Origin of the sequence: Streptomyces sp. NPDC094147, from assembly GCF_044764265.1 — a bacterium.
In the GTDB taxonomy this organism is placed as follows: domain Bacteria; phylum Actinomycetota; class Actinomycetes; order Streptomycetales; family Streptomycetaceae; genus Streptomyces.
This window is the reverse complement of record NZ_JBIWHT010000041.1, coordinates 23,748-38,129: the sequence shown is the minus strand read 5'-3', so window position 1 is coordinate 38,129 and position 14,382 is coordinate 23,748. Positions and strand designations below refer to the sequence as shown.

The window sequence follows — 14,382 nt, the reverse complement described above, 5'->3', positions numbered from 1 at the left end:
TCTGACCCCAGAGCTCAAAGGCTCCGGCAGAGAAAGTGCTCACCTGCTGGCGGCTACAACATCAAGTCTCTACGACCCGATACGTCCCATTAGGCAGGCCTGGACGATGCCGTGGGCACGGGCCGCCGTCAGGTCATGGGTCCGGCCCGGCAGCGCCCGGGAGAACCACAGGGGTGTGCCGTCCGGCCTTGCGATGACCTGCACGTTCATGCCGTGCTTCCGGTGCTTCTGCGAGTAGTACGGCTCGTCCGCACGGATCCGGTCGGTGGGGATCAGGGTGCCGTCAACAACGACGAAGTCGCCTTCACCCAGGCCTACGCGGGCCTCGTGGATCCCTGGCGCCCATGCCGTCAGGACCTCGAGTGTCTCGTCGACGTACCGCCACGCGGTTGCCTCAGACACTCCGAACCCGGCGCCCACCTGTGCGAACGTCTCATTCTTCCGAAGGTGGGCCAGCGTGAGCAGGGCCTGCTTGAAGCAGCTCAACTTCCGCCACCGTGAGCCCAGTTCACGTCTCCGCGCGTACAGCAGCCATGAGACATGTTCAACCAGCTCGTACGGCACATCGAGCATGGCAGGATACGGAACCAACAGAGCCCCCCGGCCGCCAATACCGCGAAGTTAAGGGGGAGCCGGCCCACGTCAAGTAGGTTGCTGATATTGCTGGTTGAGCCGGGCGGTGCAGCGGGACCTCTGGTAGCCAGGAGTGATCCGCCAAGATCAGTCCGAGCGCCGAGGTCCCGTTGCTCTGCAAGTCTGCCACCAGCACGCTCATGCGAACGCTGACCGTCGCCCAGGGCATCTTCGCTCCTGGCCATCTGGGCGAGTTGACCAAGTACCTTCCCTTCGAGCTGGTCGACGCTGTGTTGACGGAGACCGGGGCCGTCCAGCGCCGGTTACGGGTCCTGCCCTCCCGGGTGGGCGTGTATTTCCTGCTCGCGCTCAGTCTGTTCCCACACCTGGGCTACGCGAAGGTCTGGGACAAGCTGGTCGCTGGTCTGGCAGGACTGCCTGTCGCGGTTCCCTCGGAAAAGGCGCTGCGTGACCTGCGGCGCCGTCTGGGATCGGTTCCGCTGAAGGCGCTTTTCGAGGTGGTGGCCGGGCCGCTGGCACAGCCACGTACGCCCGGAGCACGCTACCGGTACTGGCGCACTGTGGCCTTCGACGGCTGCAGCTCGATCAAGGTGCCCGACGCGGAACGCAACCGCGGCTGGTTCGGCCGAGCAAGGGTCCATCTGGGCTGGGCGGGCTATCCCACGCTGCGGCTGATGGCGCTGGTGGAGACGGGCAGCCGCGGCCTGCTCGGAGCGGCGTTCGGCCCCAAGTCCCACGGAGAGGCCCACTACGCGCGGCAGCTGATGCACCTGCTCGGCCCGGAGACGCTGGTGCTGGCCGACCGCGGCTTCGACAACGGCAAACTGCTGGCCCAGTTCGCCGGCACCGGCGCCCAGTTCCTGGTCCGCCTCACCTCCAAGCGCCGCCTGCCCACCACCCAGCGGCTGCCCGACGGGTCCTACCTGTCCAGTATCTGCTCGGTGCAGGTGCGGATCATCGAGGCCGACGTCACCGCGACCTGCACCGACGGCACCCGCATGCACGACGGATACCGGCTGGTGACCACCCTGCTGGACCCCGAACAAGACCCCTCCGAAGCCCTTGTCCGCCTGTATCACGAGCGCTGGGAGATCGAGTCCGCCTACTACGCCCTGCGCCACACGCTGATGCAAGGCAGGGTGCTGCGCTCCACAGACCCGAGCGGTGTCGAACAGGAACTGTGGGCCCAGCTCACCCTCTACCAACTCCTGCGCACCGTCATGGTCGACGCCATCGAGTCCGTGCCCGGCACCGACCTGGACCGGGCCAGCTTCTCCATCGCCCTGGAAGCGGCCCGCGACCAGGTCGTGGCCGCCCACGGCGTCCTCGACGATGACGCCGGTCTCGTCGGTCGGATCGGCCAGGCCGTCCTGGCCAATCTCCTGCCCGCCCGCCGCCCGCGAATCAGCTCCCGCAAGGTCAAATCTCCCGTGCCGCGCTACGCCAAAGTCGACGACGGCCGCCCCCTGAACAGCACGAATATTGCCTCCATCAGCATCAGCGTCCACGCCGCCCAACCGACCACACCTGCCTTCGTCTCCCGCCGCCACCCGCTCCCGCCCCCTGCATCGCTCCCGCCCGCTCCACAGCTGCCACCTCTCATCGACCGCACCATGGGGTTCCTGAACTCCCACCCCGGGCGTTGCTGGAACGCCACCGAACTCGCGCACACCCTGGCCGTGAGGAACGTCAACAGCTTCCGTGTCCTGCTGTCCCGCTGGGCCAGCCAGGGACACATCGCAAAGATCGGCAGAGGCACTTACACCTTGATCGAGGATCTGGCCGCCCTGTCTCCGCCGCCGCCTCCCCGTATCGACCCAGCCCTTTCCCGGTTCGAAGGCACTCTCGCTGTCCTGCAATCCGCACCGGAACGCTCCTGGACCGCCAGGGAGATCGCGCCAGCACTTGGCATTACCAACCCCAACGTCTTCGCCACCCAACTGAGCCGCTGGGCACAGAACGGGCGACTCGCCAGAACTCGCAGAGGGGCCTACACCCTCCTGCCCGACGCACCAAAACCACTGAAAGCGGGTTGACCTGCGACGGAAAACCTTAACTTCGCGGCATTGCCCCGGCCGCTGGTGTGTTGAGTGATGTCACCACCCCAACGACGAGGGGCTCTGCCATGTCACCCACCCCTCTGACCAGGCTCTTTCACTCCTCAGGCACAGGATGAAAGAGGTTCACTGCGCGAATACTTCCCCGCCGCCCTGAACGCCTACGCCGACCTGACACTGACCAGCACCGACGCGCTGGAACTCCTCACCAAAGCCACGACACCCCAGGCAGCGGCGAAGCTGACCCGCACCCAGATCACCGCCATTCTGGCCCGCCACCGCCGGCACAGCCGGCCCCAGAAAGCCGCCACGATCCAGACCGAGCTGCGGGAGGAACACCTCGGCCTGCCCGAGACCGTCACCGCCGCCTATGCGGCCGCCACAACAGCCCACGCACGCCTTCTGATCAGTCTCAACGAGCAGATAGCCGAGCTCGAAAGGCAGGTGAAGGCTCATTTTCTTGAGCACCCGGACGCGGAAATCTACCTCTCGATGCCCGGCATCACGGAGATCACCGGCGCCCGGGTGCTAACGAGCTCGTGCATGGTTGGTGGTGGCGCGTCGGAGGCCGCGGATTGGCGGTTGTGTTCACGTTCGTGCAGGGCTGGCCGTCGTAGCCTGCTGGTGGGAGAGCAGTCCTGCGACGGCTTGGATGGTGTCGCTCATGTGCTCACGGCGGCCGTGATGCCGGGCGAGGGACCGCCAGTTCTTCAGATGACCGATGCCGTGCTCGACTCGGATGCGGGGTGAGGAGTGCGCCTTGCGCTGGCGCTCGTGCATCTCCTCATACCATTCAGGCGGGTTCTTCTTGAACTTGCGGTGTGGCGGCGTCACCACGCGCCCGCCGGTCTGGGCGCCGAGTCCCTGATAGCCGGCTCTACCTTTTGACCGGGTTAGTCCTCTCGTTCGTAGGGTGGGGACACCCAGGGGAGGCGGGTGTGGCTTGTAGCCGGCTGCCGTTCGTGGCCTTCGATGCTTGGCCGCCTGCCTCCCCACGACGACTCGGCCGCTGATTGGGAAGTGCGAATGTGTCGCTGTGTAGAGCCTTGCCGACGAGGTCGTCCGTGGTACGTAAGGCACGTACGACCTGATGGAGCGCGATGAGCCGGATATGGGCAGGGACCGACTGCGGCAAGAGCCACCACCACTGCCTGGTCATGAACGCTGACGGCGACACGCTGCTGTCGCGTCGGGTGGCCAACGACGAACCCGAGCTGCTGGAACTGATTGGTGATGTCCTGGACATCGCCGGTGGCGACCGGGCTACCTGGGCGATGGACATGACGGGCGGTGAACCTGCCCTGTTGATCCAGCTGCTGCTCAACCACGGCCAGGAACTCGTCTACATCCCCGGCATTGCGGTTAACCGGGCCACCGACAGCTACCGAGGCGTGGGCAAGACCGATGCCCGGGATGCGAAGGTGATCGCGGATCAGGCCCGCATGCGCCGCGATCTGCAACCGATCCGCCCCGGCGACGAGGCCGCCATCGAGCTGCGGCTGCTGACCGAACACCGCTCCGACCTGGTTGCCGACCGGACCCGGACCGTAAACCGGCTGAAGTCCATGCTCACCAGCATGTTCCCGGCCCTGGAACGCGCCTTCGACATGGGCACTACCGGCGCTCTGGTGCTGCTCACGGGCTATCAGACACCCGCGGCGATCCGCCGGGCGGGCAAGCGACGCCTTGCGACGTGGCTGCGCAACCGCAAAGTCCGCACCCCGAGTCCGTCGCGGCCAGAGCACTGGAAGCCGCCGACCGTCAGCACACCGCCGTTACCGGGGAGAAGGCCATCGTGAAGATGGTCCGCACTCTGGCAACGGAGGTGATGGCCCTCAACGAGAAGATCGCCGAGACCGACAGGCTCATCGAGGGCCGGTTTCGCGAACACGAACTCGCCGAGGTGATCACCTCCATGCCCGGCATCGGGCCGCTCCTCGGAGCGGAGTTCCTCGCCGCGACCGGTGGCAGCTTGGATGCCTTCCCCACTGCGGACCGACTCGCGACCTTCGCCGGGGTGGCACCCGCACCAAAGGACGGCCAGGTCAGTGACAACCACCATCGCCCCCGGCGGTATCACCGACGGCTGCAGCGCGTCTTCTTCCAGTCCGCCATGGTCAGCATCCGCTGGGATCCCAACTCCCGCCGTTTCTACGACCGTAAGAGAGCCGAGGGCAAACACCACGTCCAGGCCGTGCTCGCTCTCGCACGCCGACGCGTCAATGTGATCTGGGCTCTCATCCGTGACCGACGGTGCTACACCGTCACACCACCCGTCACTCAAGCCACTTGACTTCCAGATTGGGAAGCATCGGCCAGGATCTCCACGGCGGACCCGTCGGCCAGGAGCTTGACCAGGCCCAACTTCCGGGCGTGCGTGATGTCCGCGCAGCTGGCTGGCTCGGCCGGGCTGCAGAACAGCAGCCGGCCCTCGGCGTCCGTGACGACCATGGACTTCACAGCGTTCTGCTTGTTTTTGCCGGAGATGAACTTGTCCCGGTCCTTGCGCCCGGCGGCGGGACGGCAGACCCGAATCCCGGTTCCGTCGATGATCCCGGTCGGGCCGCTCACTCCAAGGCGTTCGATGACCTCGGCGAGCGTGCGCAATCGGATGTCGGGGGGTGACCGTGCAGCCCCGCTGGGCCAGCAGGGGGCGTACTTCGCCGATTGCGCGCGTGATGGTGGAGCGGTCGACGCCGAACCAGCAGGCCAGCACATCGTGGGTCGCACCGTGGCGGAGGTGTACGAGGGTCGCCAACAGGCGGTCGATGAAGACCAGTTTGTGTTTCGCGCCGGCGCCCACGGCTCGCCGCCGGGGCCGTGCGGTCAGGACGGCCTGGTGTCGCTCGTGCCACAACGGGCCGACCTCGGCCACGAGTTCGGCGATCACCTCGGGCGTCAGGCCCGTGATGCGCCGGCTTCGGATGATCGCTGCACGTGCTCGGTTCCCCACCACACGGACCATGATCAACGATCAAGACGCTGACGCGCCACCACCAACCATGCACGAGCTCGTTAGCCGAGTTCGGGGACGACCCCACCCGAGACGCCAGCGCGAAGGCCCGCAAGAACTACCCCGGGACCAGCCCGATCACCCGGGCCTCCGGCAAGAGCCGCGCCGTCCAGGCCCGCTACGTCCGCAACAACCGCCTCGGCGCTGCACTGCAACTCCAGGCGTTCTCCGCGCTGAACACCTCTCCCGGCGCCCGCCGCTACTACGACAAGCAACGAGCCCGCGAAGCCGGCTACAGCCCGGCCCTGCGTCAGGTCGGCAACCGCCTCGTCGGCATCTTCCACGGATGCCTCAAAACCCGCACCCGTTACGACGAAGCGACCGCCCGGTCACACCACGCCCAACCCGACCTCGCTTGACATCAGACGCCATGGGATGTCTGACCCGGCAGATCCTCGTCCCCGCGGATCGCGCCTACCAGGGCACCGGCACCACCGTCCGCACCCCCTACAACCACCGCGAACAACCCGAGCACTACCAGCAGTACAACCGCGGCCACGCCCGGCTCCGCGCCCCGGCGAACGCGCCTTCGCCCGGCTGAAATCCTGGCGCATCCTTCGCAGAGCACGATGCTCCACCAACCACATCAGACGCGCCGTCACCGCCGTCCCACCCTCCTCACCTGCAGCTACTCAGGATGAAAGAGGTTCAGTCAGCCAGGGGCCGCCCTGAAGATCCTTAGCGTTGAGAACTCTTTGAGATTCCGAGCAATAATTGAATTCGAAAGTAATTCTGTTGAATACTACTCAAGATTGGGTCCGTCGCTCGAATATCGAGTTGAGTCACGAAGGAACTGCAGAGCACAAGCCGTGCTGTCCAGAGCCGATTGCCTCTTTTTTTATCGACGACTTCAAGTGATAATGCTTGCTGACGCCCGGTGCGTTGATTCTGGATTAACTTTCTAGAGAGGTCTGACTGATGGTGCGATCTATCACAGCTGCGATAGATGGGTCTTTGGAAGGTCTGTCAGCCGCTCAGTGGGCGGCCTGGGAGGCAACGGCGCAGAAGATACCACTTCGGGTTTTCTGCGTCTGGCGTTGGCAGGCGACGGAGTCGCTGTCACCCGCAGAAGCCACGGAATCATCTCACCGCGCCAGGCGCATGGCACGAGGGATTGCAGGGATCTTGAATACCCGATACCCCCGGCTTGATCTAAGGTGTGAAGTACTCGAGGACGCTTCGCCCGAGAGCCTCATATGTAAAACCCGGTCAGCACACATACTGGTCGTGGGATCTACAGGTTCTGATGCTGCCACTGGGTTCTCGCTTAAGCCGCTACTGCTGGGTGCTCTTCGCGGGTCTATGTGCCCTGTAGTGGTGATACGCAAGGTAACCAAATTCACGGATCTACCTGAACCAGATTCGGGAGAGGTTGTGGTAGATCAGGCCAGCCTGGGTGAAAATCGATACGTTATGGACTTCGCTGTTCAGCTAGCGTCAAGCAGACACGCAAGCCTTCGAATCGTACGGTCACAGGACCTGCAACAGGCGCGCGATCATAGGTCTACTTCCCAACACTTATCCGTAGGTACAGCCGAGGAGAGGGAGTTCGAAAGCCAGCATATCAACGGTCTCAGGACCCCAGCTGCAAAGAACCTTCCAGAAGGAGCCGCCATGCGGTGCCGGGTGTACCAAGGCTCAGCAATCGGATTGCTGCCCATCTTTACCCGTGCCCGACTCATCGTGATGGGACCTCAGTTCACGGACACGTTCGGGCATTCCATTTTGCAGCATGCACCATGTCCTGTAGTGGTGGTCCCGCATCCCTTGACCTCTGGGTAAAATTCGATCGGATCCGGCGGGGTAGGGTGCCCAACAAGCAAGAGAGAAGCCGTGACCCTGCGGTGTTCTTACTGTTCGAAATCCCGTTGTCGCGACTGCTAGAAGCCGGTCTGGATAACTGCCTGGAGACCTAGTGGCGGGCTGGCGGCGTTGGAGAGGAACCGCCGGGCGTCGAAGACCAGTGCCAACGATCCTATGCCAAGGGGAGCGATGATCCGGTCCATGGTATAAGATGAAGCCTGTGGGTCGTTACTCACCCTTCTGAGGCCCCCAAATTTCCGGACAGTGGTCCCACTAAGACCATGTCCCTCGCGGGCGGGACCGCCGGTATCGTCGTCGGCCTGATCCGTGGCGAGCACCGCGGATTCGGCCCGGCCGCCTTCTCCACGGCCTCCTGGCTGGCCCTCGGCTACCTCATTTTTTCGGCTCGCTCGTTGGATTCGCAGCGTACGTGTGGCTGCTCCAGTCGGCGCCGCTCTCGCTGGTCGCCACGTACGCATATTGAGCCGAAACTGATGGGTTTCCGGCTCGCTGTTCGGGTGTGAGTGTTGAGGGTGGGGACATGCGTCGGGTTGGTGCCCGCAGCGCAGGAGGATCTGCGTCTTCGGGTGGTCGCGGCGCTGGAGTCGGGGCGGGTGCGGACGGTACGGGCAGGCCGCTGAAGTGTTCGGGGTGTCCGAGCGGTCGGTGGGCAGCTGGTGGCGGGCCTTTCGGGTCGGCGGTCGGCAGGCTCTGCTGGCCGCCGCGCGGCAACCCCGAGCGGGGATGGGTGAGTTACTGGACGCGGCCGCGCGCGGGGCCGTACTGCAGGCCATGCGGGATTGCACCCCGGCCGACGTCGGACACCGTGGCGTGCTGTGGACCCACGCCTCGATGACGGCGCTGATCAAGCTGGTGTGCAGGGTGTCGATGACGGAGCAGGGGGTGGGCAAGTGGCTGCGCCGGCACGGCTTCACGCCGCAGCGGCCGGCCCGCCGCTGCTACCGGCAGCAGGACGTGCAGGTGCGGGCGCGGCTGGAGGAGGAGTACCCGTGCTCGGCGGCGAGCCGCCCCGGCAAGCTCACCCGTGCCAAGGTTGGTTACTGCACAGCCAGGGCACGTCGCCCGTCTTCCGGTGGCCACTACTCGGCGGAACGCCTGGAGCGAGGGCAGTCCGAGGGTGAGCGCGTTCGGATTCAGGTACTGACGGCTATTGCTGCGGCCGGGCCGCGCTGAGAGCGGGGGGTTTTCTCGCCGACGCGCTGGGGTTGGAGGGTGCGGGGGTCGATGGCTTCGCCGGGGGCGCCGACCTGGTAGACGCCGTTGGGTTCGGTGTCGCGGTCGTGCGGGAGGAGGAAGAAGACGCGTCGGCTGTAGAGGCCGCTGTCGGGGTCGGCTTCGGCGTTCTGGTCGAGTTCGGTGTAGCCGACCATGCGGCCGTCGCGTTCGTAGCGGGGCTTGCCGCGGCGGCGGGCGAGTTTGTCGAGGGCTTGGCGGACGTAGTCGAGGTTCTCGGGGTCTTCCAGCCACACCACTGCTGCCTCGTGGCAGAGATCGCTCTCGTTCAACAGCGAGCTCATGGCCGCAGTCCCTTCTGGTGCTTGGAGGTGTCCGGCGGCGGTCTGTGACCGCAGCGTCGGGTTCCGCCTTCATGGTAGGCGGAGCGGGCCGGGGGTGGCAGGGCGTGCATGTCAGTCACCTGCTGGTGCGGGGTCGTCGCTGACGAGTCCGAGGCCGGGGTAGTACTTCTTGCCGCTGGACTTCATCATCTCGGAGGGGGAGGCGAGGTTGAGTTCCTGGCGGACCCGGGTGGCGAAGGCGCGGACGGTGGCTGGGCGGATGCCTTCGCTGGAGCACCAGGCGGTGTAGGTGGCGAAGAGCAGGCCCTGCTCGACCCTCAGGTCACTGCCGTCGTTGCGGGGGGTGGTGGTGCAGGCCTCGGTGAGGAAGCGGCCGATGTGGTCTTCGGTGGTGGCGTATGCCTCTGTGGCGGTGCGGACGGTGGCTGGTCCGGTGAGCGGGTCGCGGGTGGCAAGGTAGCGCTGGGCGCCTTCGATGAGCCAGTGCAGGATGCCGGGACCTTCGCTGTGGACGAGTTCGCCCGCCAGGTTGTCGATTTTACGTTCGGTGGGGACGACGCGTTCGAACGGGATGAGGCGGATGCGGCGCCAGAAGGCGTGGCCGCCGGTGCCGACTTCGGGCCGGTGGTTGCCGAGCAGCCAGAGCTTGTGGGTCGGGTTGAAGCTGAAGAAGTCCTGCCGCATGCGCCGCGCCGTGATCCGGTCGCCGCCGGTGAGGAGCTTGACGCGGGCTTCGTCGAACTTGTCGTTGGGCTTCAGCTCGGAGCAGACCACGATGCGCCGGCCGTGCAGTTCGGTGAGTTCGGTGGAGTGCTCGCTGTAGTTGCCCTTCTCCATCAGGAAGCCGGGCGGGGCGGCCTGGGCGTAGTCGCCGATGATCTGTGTCATCACGTCCAGGAGCACGGACTTACCGTTCGCGCCGGTGCCGTACAGGAACGGCAGGACCTGCGCGCCGACGTCGCCGGTGATGGAGTAGCCCAGCAGCAGCTGCAGGAAGGTGATGGTCTCGGCGCCCTTGGCGTCGTCGCCGAAGGTGTCGGTCAAGAACCGGTGCCAGCGCGGGGTGGGCATCGCCTCGGGGGCGACGGTGGTCGCGCGGGAGTGCAGGTCGCGGACCGGGTCGGGTTTGCGGAGCTCGCCGGTGTGGAGGTTGATGACACCGCCGGGGGTGCACAGCGCGTAGGCGTCGCCGTCCAGGACGTCGGGGTCCAGGGCGAGGGCGGGTGAGGCCTTGGCCTGGGTGAGCATCGCCTTGATGCCCTGGGTGGACATGGCGCGCTTGCGGTGGGCGGCGAGTTCCCGCTCGGTGAACAAGCCAGTGGGGTCGCTGGCGGACATCTGCTCGGCCATGTCGCCGGCCGCCCACAAGGCGGCCTTCTCGCCGCCGGTCCGCTTCCACCGATAGGTGTCCCAGGTATACCAGCCGAGGCCTTCGACATGGCGGAACCGGTCTCCGTACAACGATGCGAACAGCTTCGCGTTGCCCCGGTCGGTCAGCATGCTGGGCAGCAGGCAGCCCAGCGGCACCTGCTGCTCCTGTACGGGATGGACGGCGGCGTTCTGCTGGGCGGGCAGGGTCGCCTGGGGGGCGCGGGTCTCCAGGTCGAGCATCTGCTGGGCGGCGGCCGCGGCGTCGAAGCGGCTCTCGGCGCTGCTCATGAACGTCCTTCGTGGTGGAGCGGCCTGCGCATTCCGGCCTGTAGAGCAGAGACGATGACGGACTGAATACGGCGCTCCTGGCCCGGCCGGGCCCGCAGGGCCTGCTCGGTCAGCAGTTCCAGGGCGCTCGCCTCGGTGAGGTGGCCGGCGGCCACCAGTCCCCCGGCGGTGTAGGCGGCGCGGTTCAGCTTCTCCGTGAACGCGGCCCCCTGCGGAACGGAGGCACACGAGGCCACCTCGGCAAGGAGCGGCTCCAGGGTGCGCACAGCCCGGACAGGAGCGCGGCGCTCCCGGCGCGGGCGCGGGCAGGCCGACTTGACCGCGGGTGCGAGGCTGTGGCCGGTGCGGTCCAGTTCACTCGCGAGCCAGGCGGGGAGTGGGGAGGGCTCACGGGCATCGTCGAGCGGTACGTAACTCCCGGCAGGAGTGCGGGTGGTGGGCGCGACGATGTAGCCGCCGGAGGCTCGGATGTCGACCTGCCAGGCCAGGGCGACCGTGGGGCTGGATCCGGTGGAGGAGCGGTATCCGGGATGGCCGGGCGGCAGTCGGTACCACAGGTGGAGACCGCCCGACGGGGTACGCACGCGCAGCGTGGTGCCGTCCTCGGCCGGGTTGGGCTGGCCGCGGTAGGCGGCCAGCAGGGCAAGTGTGTCGAACCCGGAGGCGAGGCCGGTCAGGTTGACCTGCTCGGGAATCGCGATGCCCGGCAGCAGTCGGCCCCGGGCGGGCACCGAGGCGCTGTGCGCATCCACATCGACAATCACCAGGCCTGCGGGGCCGCAGGCGACTCCGACGCCCAGCTGTGGGTGACTGCCCCACCAGGCATCCAGACGGGCCGGGTCAGTGGTCGCGGCGTGGAAGCCGTGGCACCAGCCGCCCTGGGCGTGGCAGGGGCAGTTCTGCGGCGCGTGCGTTTCAGCCCGGCAGGTGGAGCAGTTCGCGGGCGGGGTCTTGCGGCCCGGGGCCAGCGGATGAACGGGCCAGCTCTGGGCGGCGCACCAGCGGGCCACATCGAGCGTACGAACAGCCGTGTGAGGTGCGGACACGCTGCGGGGAGCTAGCACACGGCCTTCCTTGACGAGGGACTGAACCTGCCGGGGTCTCTCGGCCCCTGAACGAAAGATGCAGGTCAAACGCCTGTGTCAGCACATCGAGGGACTCAAGGGACTGAACTTCCGAATGACATTGAGAGATTAGCGCACCGTAGCAACGACCCGGAGCGAGCCGCGCCAACAATTCAAACTTCAGTCCCTTCGGTCCCTCTCGCAGCCAGGAGCAGGGCGCTTCCCCCGATAGAGGGGTGCCCCTGGCAGGGGCCAGCCGGAGGGACCAGGAGGTTGAGAGGTTCGGTCCCTGCCCTTCAGTCCCCCCAGAAACCGCAGCTCAGAACCCTGCACGACAGCGAGGAGGGACTGAAGGGACTCAACTTCCCAGTTATGAAGCGCATCTAGCTTCTCCGTCTCATACCTCGCGTGTACATGTATGCGCACACGCATAAAGAGCGGAACTAGAAATTTCAGTCCCTTCAGTCCCTTCAGACCCTCTTCCCCCACCACTGAAACGCTCCTACCTGCGGGTTTACAGAGGGACCGAACTAAGGAGCAGCGAGGGACCAAAGCCTCTCGTTAGAGCCAGCAGCCCCGCCGGGCTGATGCTGCGATCCCCGTCGCGAGCGGCGTGAAAGCGTCCCAGCCGAAGCTCGACCTCGTGCTCCAGTTGCTGCGCCAGGGCGACATGTTGAAGGTCACCCGGCTCGACCAGCTCTCCCGCGCCGTGCTGCACCTGTCCGTAGCGCCAGGGCTCCAGCGCAAGCTGATCGTGGCGAACGCCAACGACGGACCCGTCTCCGCACGGGCCCGCGGCAGGGTCGGCGGGCGACGCTCGCCGTCGCCCAGGCCACGCTCGCCCAGCAGCTCTACGACGCCGGTGAGAAGACCGTCCAGCAGATCGCCGGCCTGTTCGGAGTGCCCCGGTCGACGGTGTATGGACACCTCGACAAGGCCAAGATCGTGCCCCGCCAGCCGAAGAAGACCGCGGTCACGAAGCCCTGAAAACTACCGGGTTACTTGCTCCCTGGTGTCTGAGCTAGGACTTCGAGGTCGCACAGTACATGCGGTCTCACAGACGGTGCTGAACCCATATCGAAGCGATGCTGACGATGCTGGTGCCCAGGCCGTAGCAGATGCCGCGGAGCAGGAGACTGATGGCGGTCCGTCGGCGCTGCGCACTCCAGCTCAAGAACTGGAGAACTAGTACGGGGAGTTTGAGTGCGGGAAGGCGTGGGTCGCTATTGTTCATGACAGGTGTCCTTGCTCAGTGAGGCATCGGTGAAGAGCCCTTCTGACCCTGAGGCCTGGTAACCGGGGGTCGGAGCAGAGCTCTTCTGCTGTTGGCAGGGGTTTCAGCGGCGGGTGAAGTCGCGTAACTGCTCGGCCAGGCGCCGGTCGGGACGGCGCACGATGATGCAGGAGGTCCCGCCATCGGCCAGGCGGTCGATTTCCATCTCCAGGCTCCCGGTGGGGGCGTTGGCGGTGGAGCCGTGGTGGCGGACGTAGCGGGCGACGTGTTCCAGGAAGCCGAGGAAGTCTTCGTCCAGGGCGTTGGTCTCGGTCATCGAGTGCAGGATCTGGTAGCGCCAGTGGGCCGCTTCACGCTGTTCTCCCAGGGCGAGGTGGTGCAGGTGGAGGCAGTAGCCGGCGCCCCGGTGGCCGGCGCCGGCGGCAAGCTGCCACCAGAACTGCGCGCTCTCGGGATGGCCGGTCAGGTACAGCAGGCTGGCGAAGACGGCGGCGCCGTCCTCGTCGAGCTGGTCCTCTTCCACCGGTGAGGCCGGCGGGTCCTGGGCGAGGCGGTCGACGTGGAGAGCGGCGCCGGGGCCGTTGAGAAACCAGCGGGCGACCACGGCCAGCCGCTGGCCGGCCTGGGCGGCGCGCAGCACGTCCGGTGCAGGCGCGGTCCGGGCCGCATCCTGGGCGAGTCGGTGCAGCGCCGCACCGACGTCGAAGGCGGGCGAGGCCGAGGCCGCGACGTTCGCCTGGGCCAGCAGGTCATCGATTGTTGCGGTCACGTGCCTGCTCCGTTCCTGTTCCTGGTCTCGGCGGCGGGCAGGCCGAGCCGTATCCGCAGGCGTTCCTTGCCCTTGCGGCCGTGGTAGTCGACGGTCCGCACATCCAGGCCCATGAACCGGGCGATCTGGGTGGTCTTGTAGCCGAGCAGGTGGCGCAGCACGATCACGTTGAACTGACGTACGGGGAGATCGGCGATCGCCTCGTAGAGGCCGTTGGCGCTGTCCGTGATCTCCAGTTCGTTGCGGACCGCCCGCAGGTTCTGCGCGATGGGCCCGTTGATGACGAAGGCGGGGCTGCGGCCCTCCTGTTCGAGGCGGTGGTAGACGTGCCGGTGCAGGACGGTCAGTGTCCGTTGCTCCAGGTCGCCTTCTTGCAGGAGTCCCTCCCAGCTGGCCAGGATCTCCAGGAACACCTGGTGGACCACGTCCTCGGCGCCCCGCCGGGACCCGAGGTGGATCTCGGCGTAGGCGTGGAAGAACTCCTGGTGGCCCAGGTAGAAGCCCTCGTAGTCCAGCGGAAGATCGAGCGTTTCCCGCACCGGTACGTCGCGGCGCCTGCTCTGGGGTGCGACGCCGTCCAGAACCTCGTCGTCGTTCACGTCGGCCTCCGGCGTGTACTCATGGCGTACCTCTTCATCGAGGGCGGCACGG

The 14,382-nt window shown here is 66.5% G+C and carries 11 protein-coding genes and 7 pseudogenes; 8 read left to right on the top strand and 10 right to left on the bottom strand.

Annotated elements, in window-relative coordinates:
* Positions 1 to 78 precede the first annotated feature (78 nt).
* Positions 79 to 573, bottom strand: a pseudogene (locus ACIQ8J_RS32950) (transposase family protein); the annotation flags it as partial.
* A 200-nt stretch (positions 574 to 773) separates the two neighbouring features.
* Here ACIQ8J_RS32950 and ACIQ8J_RS32945 point away from each other — a divergent pair.
* Complete coding sequence (locus ACIQ8J_RS32945; RefSeq protein WP_403608045.1) at positions 774 to 2,630, top strand: IS4 family transposase; 1,857 nt, start codon at positions 774 to 776, stop codon at positions 2,628 to 2,630.
* Between the two features lie 147 nt (positions 2,631 to 2,777).
* On the opposite strand, the gene ACIQ8J_RS32940 is transcribed toward ACIQ8J_RS32945, so the two are convergent.
* On the bottom strand, positions 2,778 to 3,107 hold the full coding sequence (locus ACIQ8J_RS32940) for a hypothetical protein (protein ID WP_403278405.1): 330 nt from the start codon (positions 3,105 to 3,107) through the stop codon (positions 2,778 to 2,780).
* Positions 3,108 to 3,239: 132 nt separating this feature from the next.
* A complete protein-coding gene (locus tag ACIQ8J_RS32935) occupies positions 3,240 to 3,431 on the bottom strand; it encodes a hypothetical protein (RefSeq protein WP_403278404.1) in 192 nt (63 codons plus the stop codon).
* Between the two features lie 320 nt (positions 3,432 to 3,751).
* On the opposite strand from ACIQ8J_RS32935, the pseudogene ACIQ8J_RS32930 reads away from it, so the two are divergent.
* Positions 3,752 to 4,944, top strand: a pseudogene (locus ACIQ8J_RS32930) (IS110 family transposase).
* On the opposite strand, the gene ACIQ8J_RS32925 reads toward ACIQ8J_RS32930, so the two are convergent.
* Entirely contained in the window at positions 4,932 to 5,222 is a 291-nt protein-coding gene (locus ACIQ8J_RS32925; RefSeq protein WP_403277551.1) for a transposase family protein, read from the bottom strand. The pseudogene ACIQ8J_RS32930 and the gene ACIQ8J_RS32925 sit on opposite strands and share 13 nt — an antisense overlap.
* A 118-nt stretch (positions 5,223 to 5,340) precedes the next feature.
* Positions 5,341 to 5,616: pseudogene (locus ACIQ8J_RS32920) on the bottom strand (transposase family protein); the annotation flags it as partial.
* A gap of 50 nt (positions 5,617 to 5,666) precedes the next feature.
* On the opposite strand from ACIQ8J_RS32920, the pseudogene ACIQ8J_RS32915 reads away from it, so the two are divergent.
* The 5 genes and pseudogenes from ACIQ8J_RS32915 to ACIQ8J_RS32895 all read left to right on the top strand — a co-directional run.
* Positions 5,667 to 6,023 (top strand): annotated as a pseudogene (locus ACIQ8J_RS32915) (transposase); the annotation flags it as partial.
* Between the two features lie 17 nt (positions 6,024 to 6,040).
* Positions 6,041 to 6,305 (top strand): annotated as a pseudogene (locus ACIQ8J_RS32910) (transposase family protein); the annotation flags it as partial.
* Positions 6,306 to 6,582: 277 nt separating this feature from the next.
* Positions 6,583 to 7,446 (top strand): universal stress protein, encoded by an 864-nt coding sequence (locus ACIQ8J_RS32905; RefSeq protein WP_403277552.1) that lies wholly within the window; start codon positions 6,583 to 6,585, stop codon positions 7,444 to 7,446.
* Between the two features lie 594 nt (positions 7,447 to 8,040).
* Positions 8,041 to 8,193, top strand: a pseudogene (locus ACIQ8J_RS32900) (helix-turn-helix domain-containing protein); the annotation flags it as partial.
* 18 nt (positions 8,194 to 8,211) lie between these two features.
* Positions 8,212 to 8,661, top strand: a complete 450-nt coding sequence (locus ACIQ8J_RS32895; protein ID WP_403277553.1) for a winged helix-turn-helix domain-containing protein — start codon at positions 8,212 to 8,214, stop codon at positions 8,659 to 8,661.
* Here ACIQ8J_RS32895 and ACIQ8J_RS32890 read toward each other — a convergent pair.
* The 3 genes from ACIQ8J_RS32890 to ACIQ8J_RS32880 all read right to left on the bottom strand — a co-directional run bounded on the left by ACIQ8J_RS32890 (position 8,622) and on the right by ACIQ8J_RS32880 (position 11,674).
* Positions 8,622 to 9,005 carry a DUF6009 family protein gene (locus ACIQ8J_RS32890; RefSeq protein WP_403277554.1) on the bottom strand — a complete coding sequence of 128 codons (384 nt, stop codon included), beginning with the start codon at positions 9,003 to 9,005 and terminating at the stop codon, positions 8,622 to 8,624. The two genes, ACIQ8J_RS32895 and ACIQ8J_RS32890, sit on opposite strands and share 40 nt — an antisense overlap.
* A gap of 111 nt (positions 9,006 to 9,116) precedes the next feature.
* Complete coding sequence (locus tag ACIQ8J_RS32885) at positions 9,117 to 10,664, bottom strand: phage/plasmid primase, P4 family (protein WP_403277555.1); 1,548 nt, start codon at positions 10,662 to 10,664, stop codon at positions 9,117 to 9,119.
* Positions 10,661 to 11,674, bottom strand: coding sequence for a bifunctional DNA primase/polymerase (locus tag ACIQ8J_RS32880; protein ID WP_403277582.1), 1,014 nt, complete (start codon positions 11,672 to 11,674; stop codon positions 10,661 to 10,663). The genes ACIQ8J_RS32885 and ACIQ8J_RS32880 overlap by 4 nt, the downstream gene beginning before the upstream one ends.
* A gap of 909 nt (positions 11,675 to 12,583) precedes the next feature.
* Here ACIQ8J_RS32880 and ACIQ8J_RS32875 point away from each other — a divergent pair.
* Positions 12,584 to 12,715: pseudogene (locus tag ACIQ8J_RS32875) on the top strand (recombinase family protein); the annotation flags it as partial.
* 350 nt (positions 12,716 to 13,065) lie between these two features.
* Here ACIQ8J_RS32875 and ACIQ8J_RS32870 read toward each other — a convergent pair.
* Together ACIQ8J_RS32870 and ACIQ8J_RS32865 are read right to left on the bottom strand one after the other, a co-directional pair.
* Positions 13,066 to 13,731: a hypothetical protein gene (locus tag ACIQ8J_RS32870; protein ID WP_403277556.1), complete on the bottom strand. Its 666-nt coding sequence runs from the start codon at positions 13,729 to 13,731 to the stop codon at positions 13,066 to 13,068.
* The gene (locus tag ACIQ8J_RS32865; protein ID WP_403277557.1) at positions 13,728 to 14,330 is read right to left on the bottom strand and encodes a sigma-70 family RNA polymerase sigma factor; all 603 of its coding nucleotides are present in this window, start codon (positions 14,328 to 14,330) and stop codon (positions 13,728 to 13,730) included. The genes ACIQ8J_RS32870 and ACIQ8J_RS32865 overlap by 4 nt, the downstream gene beginning before the upstream one ends.
* Between the last annotated feature and the right edge of the window lie 52 nt (positions 14,331 to 14,382).

Excerpts from the sequence above, each read along its gene's own strand:
- ACIQ8J_RS32935 (WP_403278404.1), bottom strand. The coding sequence starts at position 3,431 with ATGCACGAGCGCCAGCGCAAGGCGCACTCCTCACCCCGCATCCGAGTC.
- ACIQ8J_RS32940 (WP_403278405.1), bottom strand. The coding sequence starts at position 3,107 with ATGAGCCTTCACCTGCCTTTCGAGCTCGGCTATCTGCTCGTTGAGACT.
- ACIQ8J_RS32890 (WP_403277554.1), bottom strand. The coding sequence starts at position 9,005 with ATGAGCTCGCTGTTGAACGAGAGCGATCTCTGCCACGAGGCAGCAGTG.
- ACIQ8J_RS32895 (WP_403277553.1), top strand. The coding sequence starts at position 8,212 with ATGGGTGAGTTACTGGACGCGGCCGCGCGCGGGGCCGTACTGCAGGCC.
- ACIQ8J_RS32885 (WP_403277555.1), bottom strand. The coding sequence starts at position 10,664 with ATGAGCAGCGCCGAGAGCCGCTTCGACGCCGCGGCCGCCGCCCAGCAG.
- ACIQ8J_RS32945 (WP_403608045.1), top strand. The coding sequence starts at position 774 with ATGCGAACGCTGACCGTCGCCCAGGGCATCTTCGCTCCTGGCCATCTG.
- ACIQ8J_RS32905 (WP_403277552.1), top strand. The coding sequence starts at position 6,583 with ATGGTGCGATCTATCACAGCTGCGATAGATGGGTCTTTGGAAGGTCTG.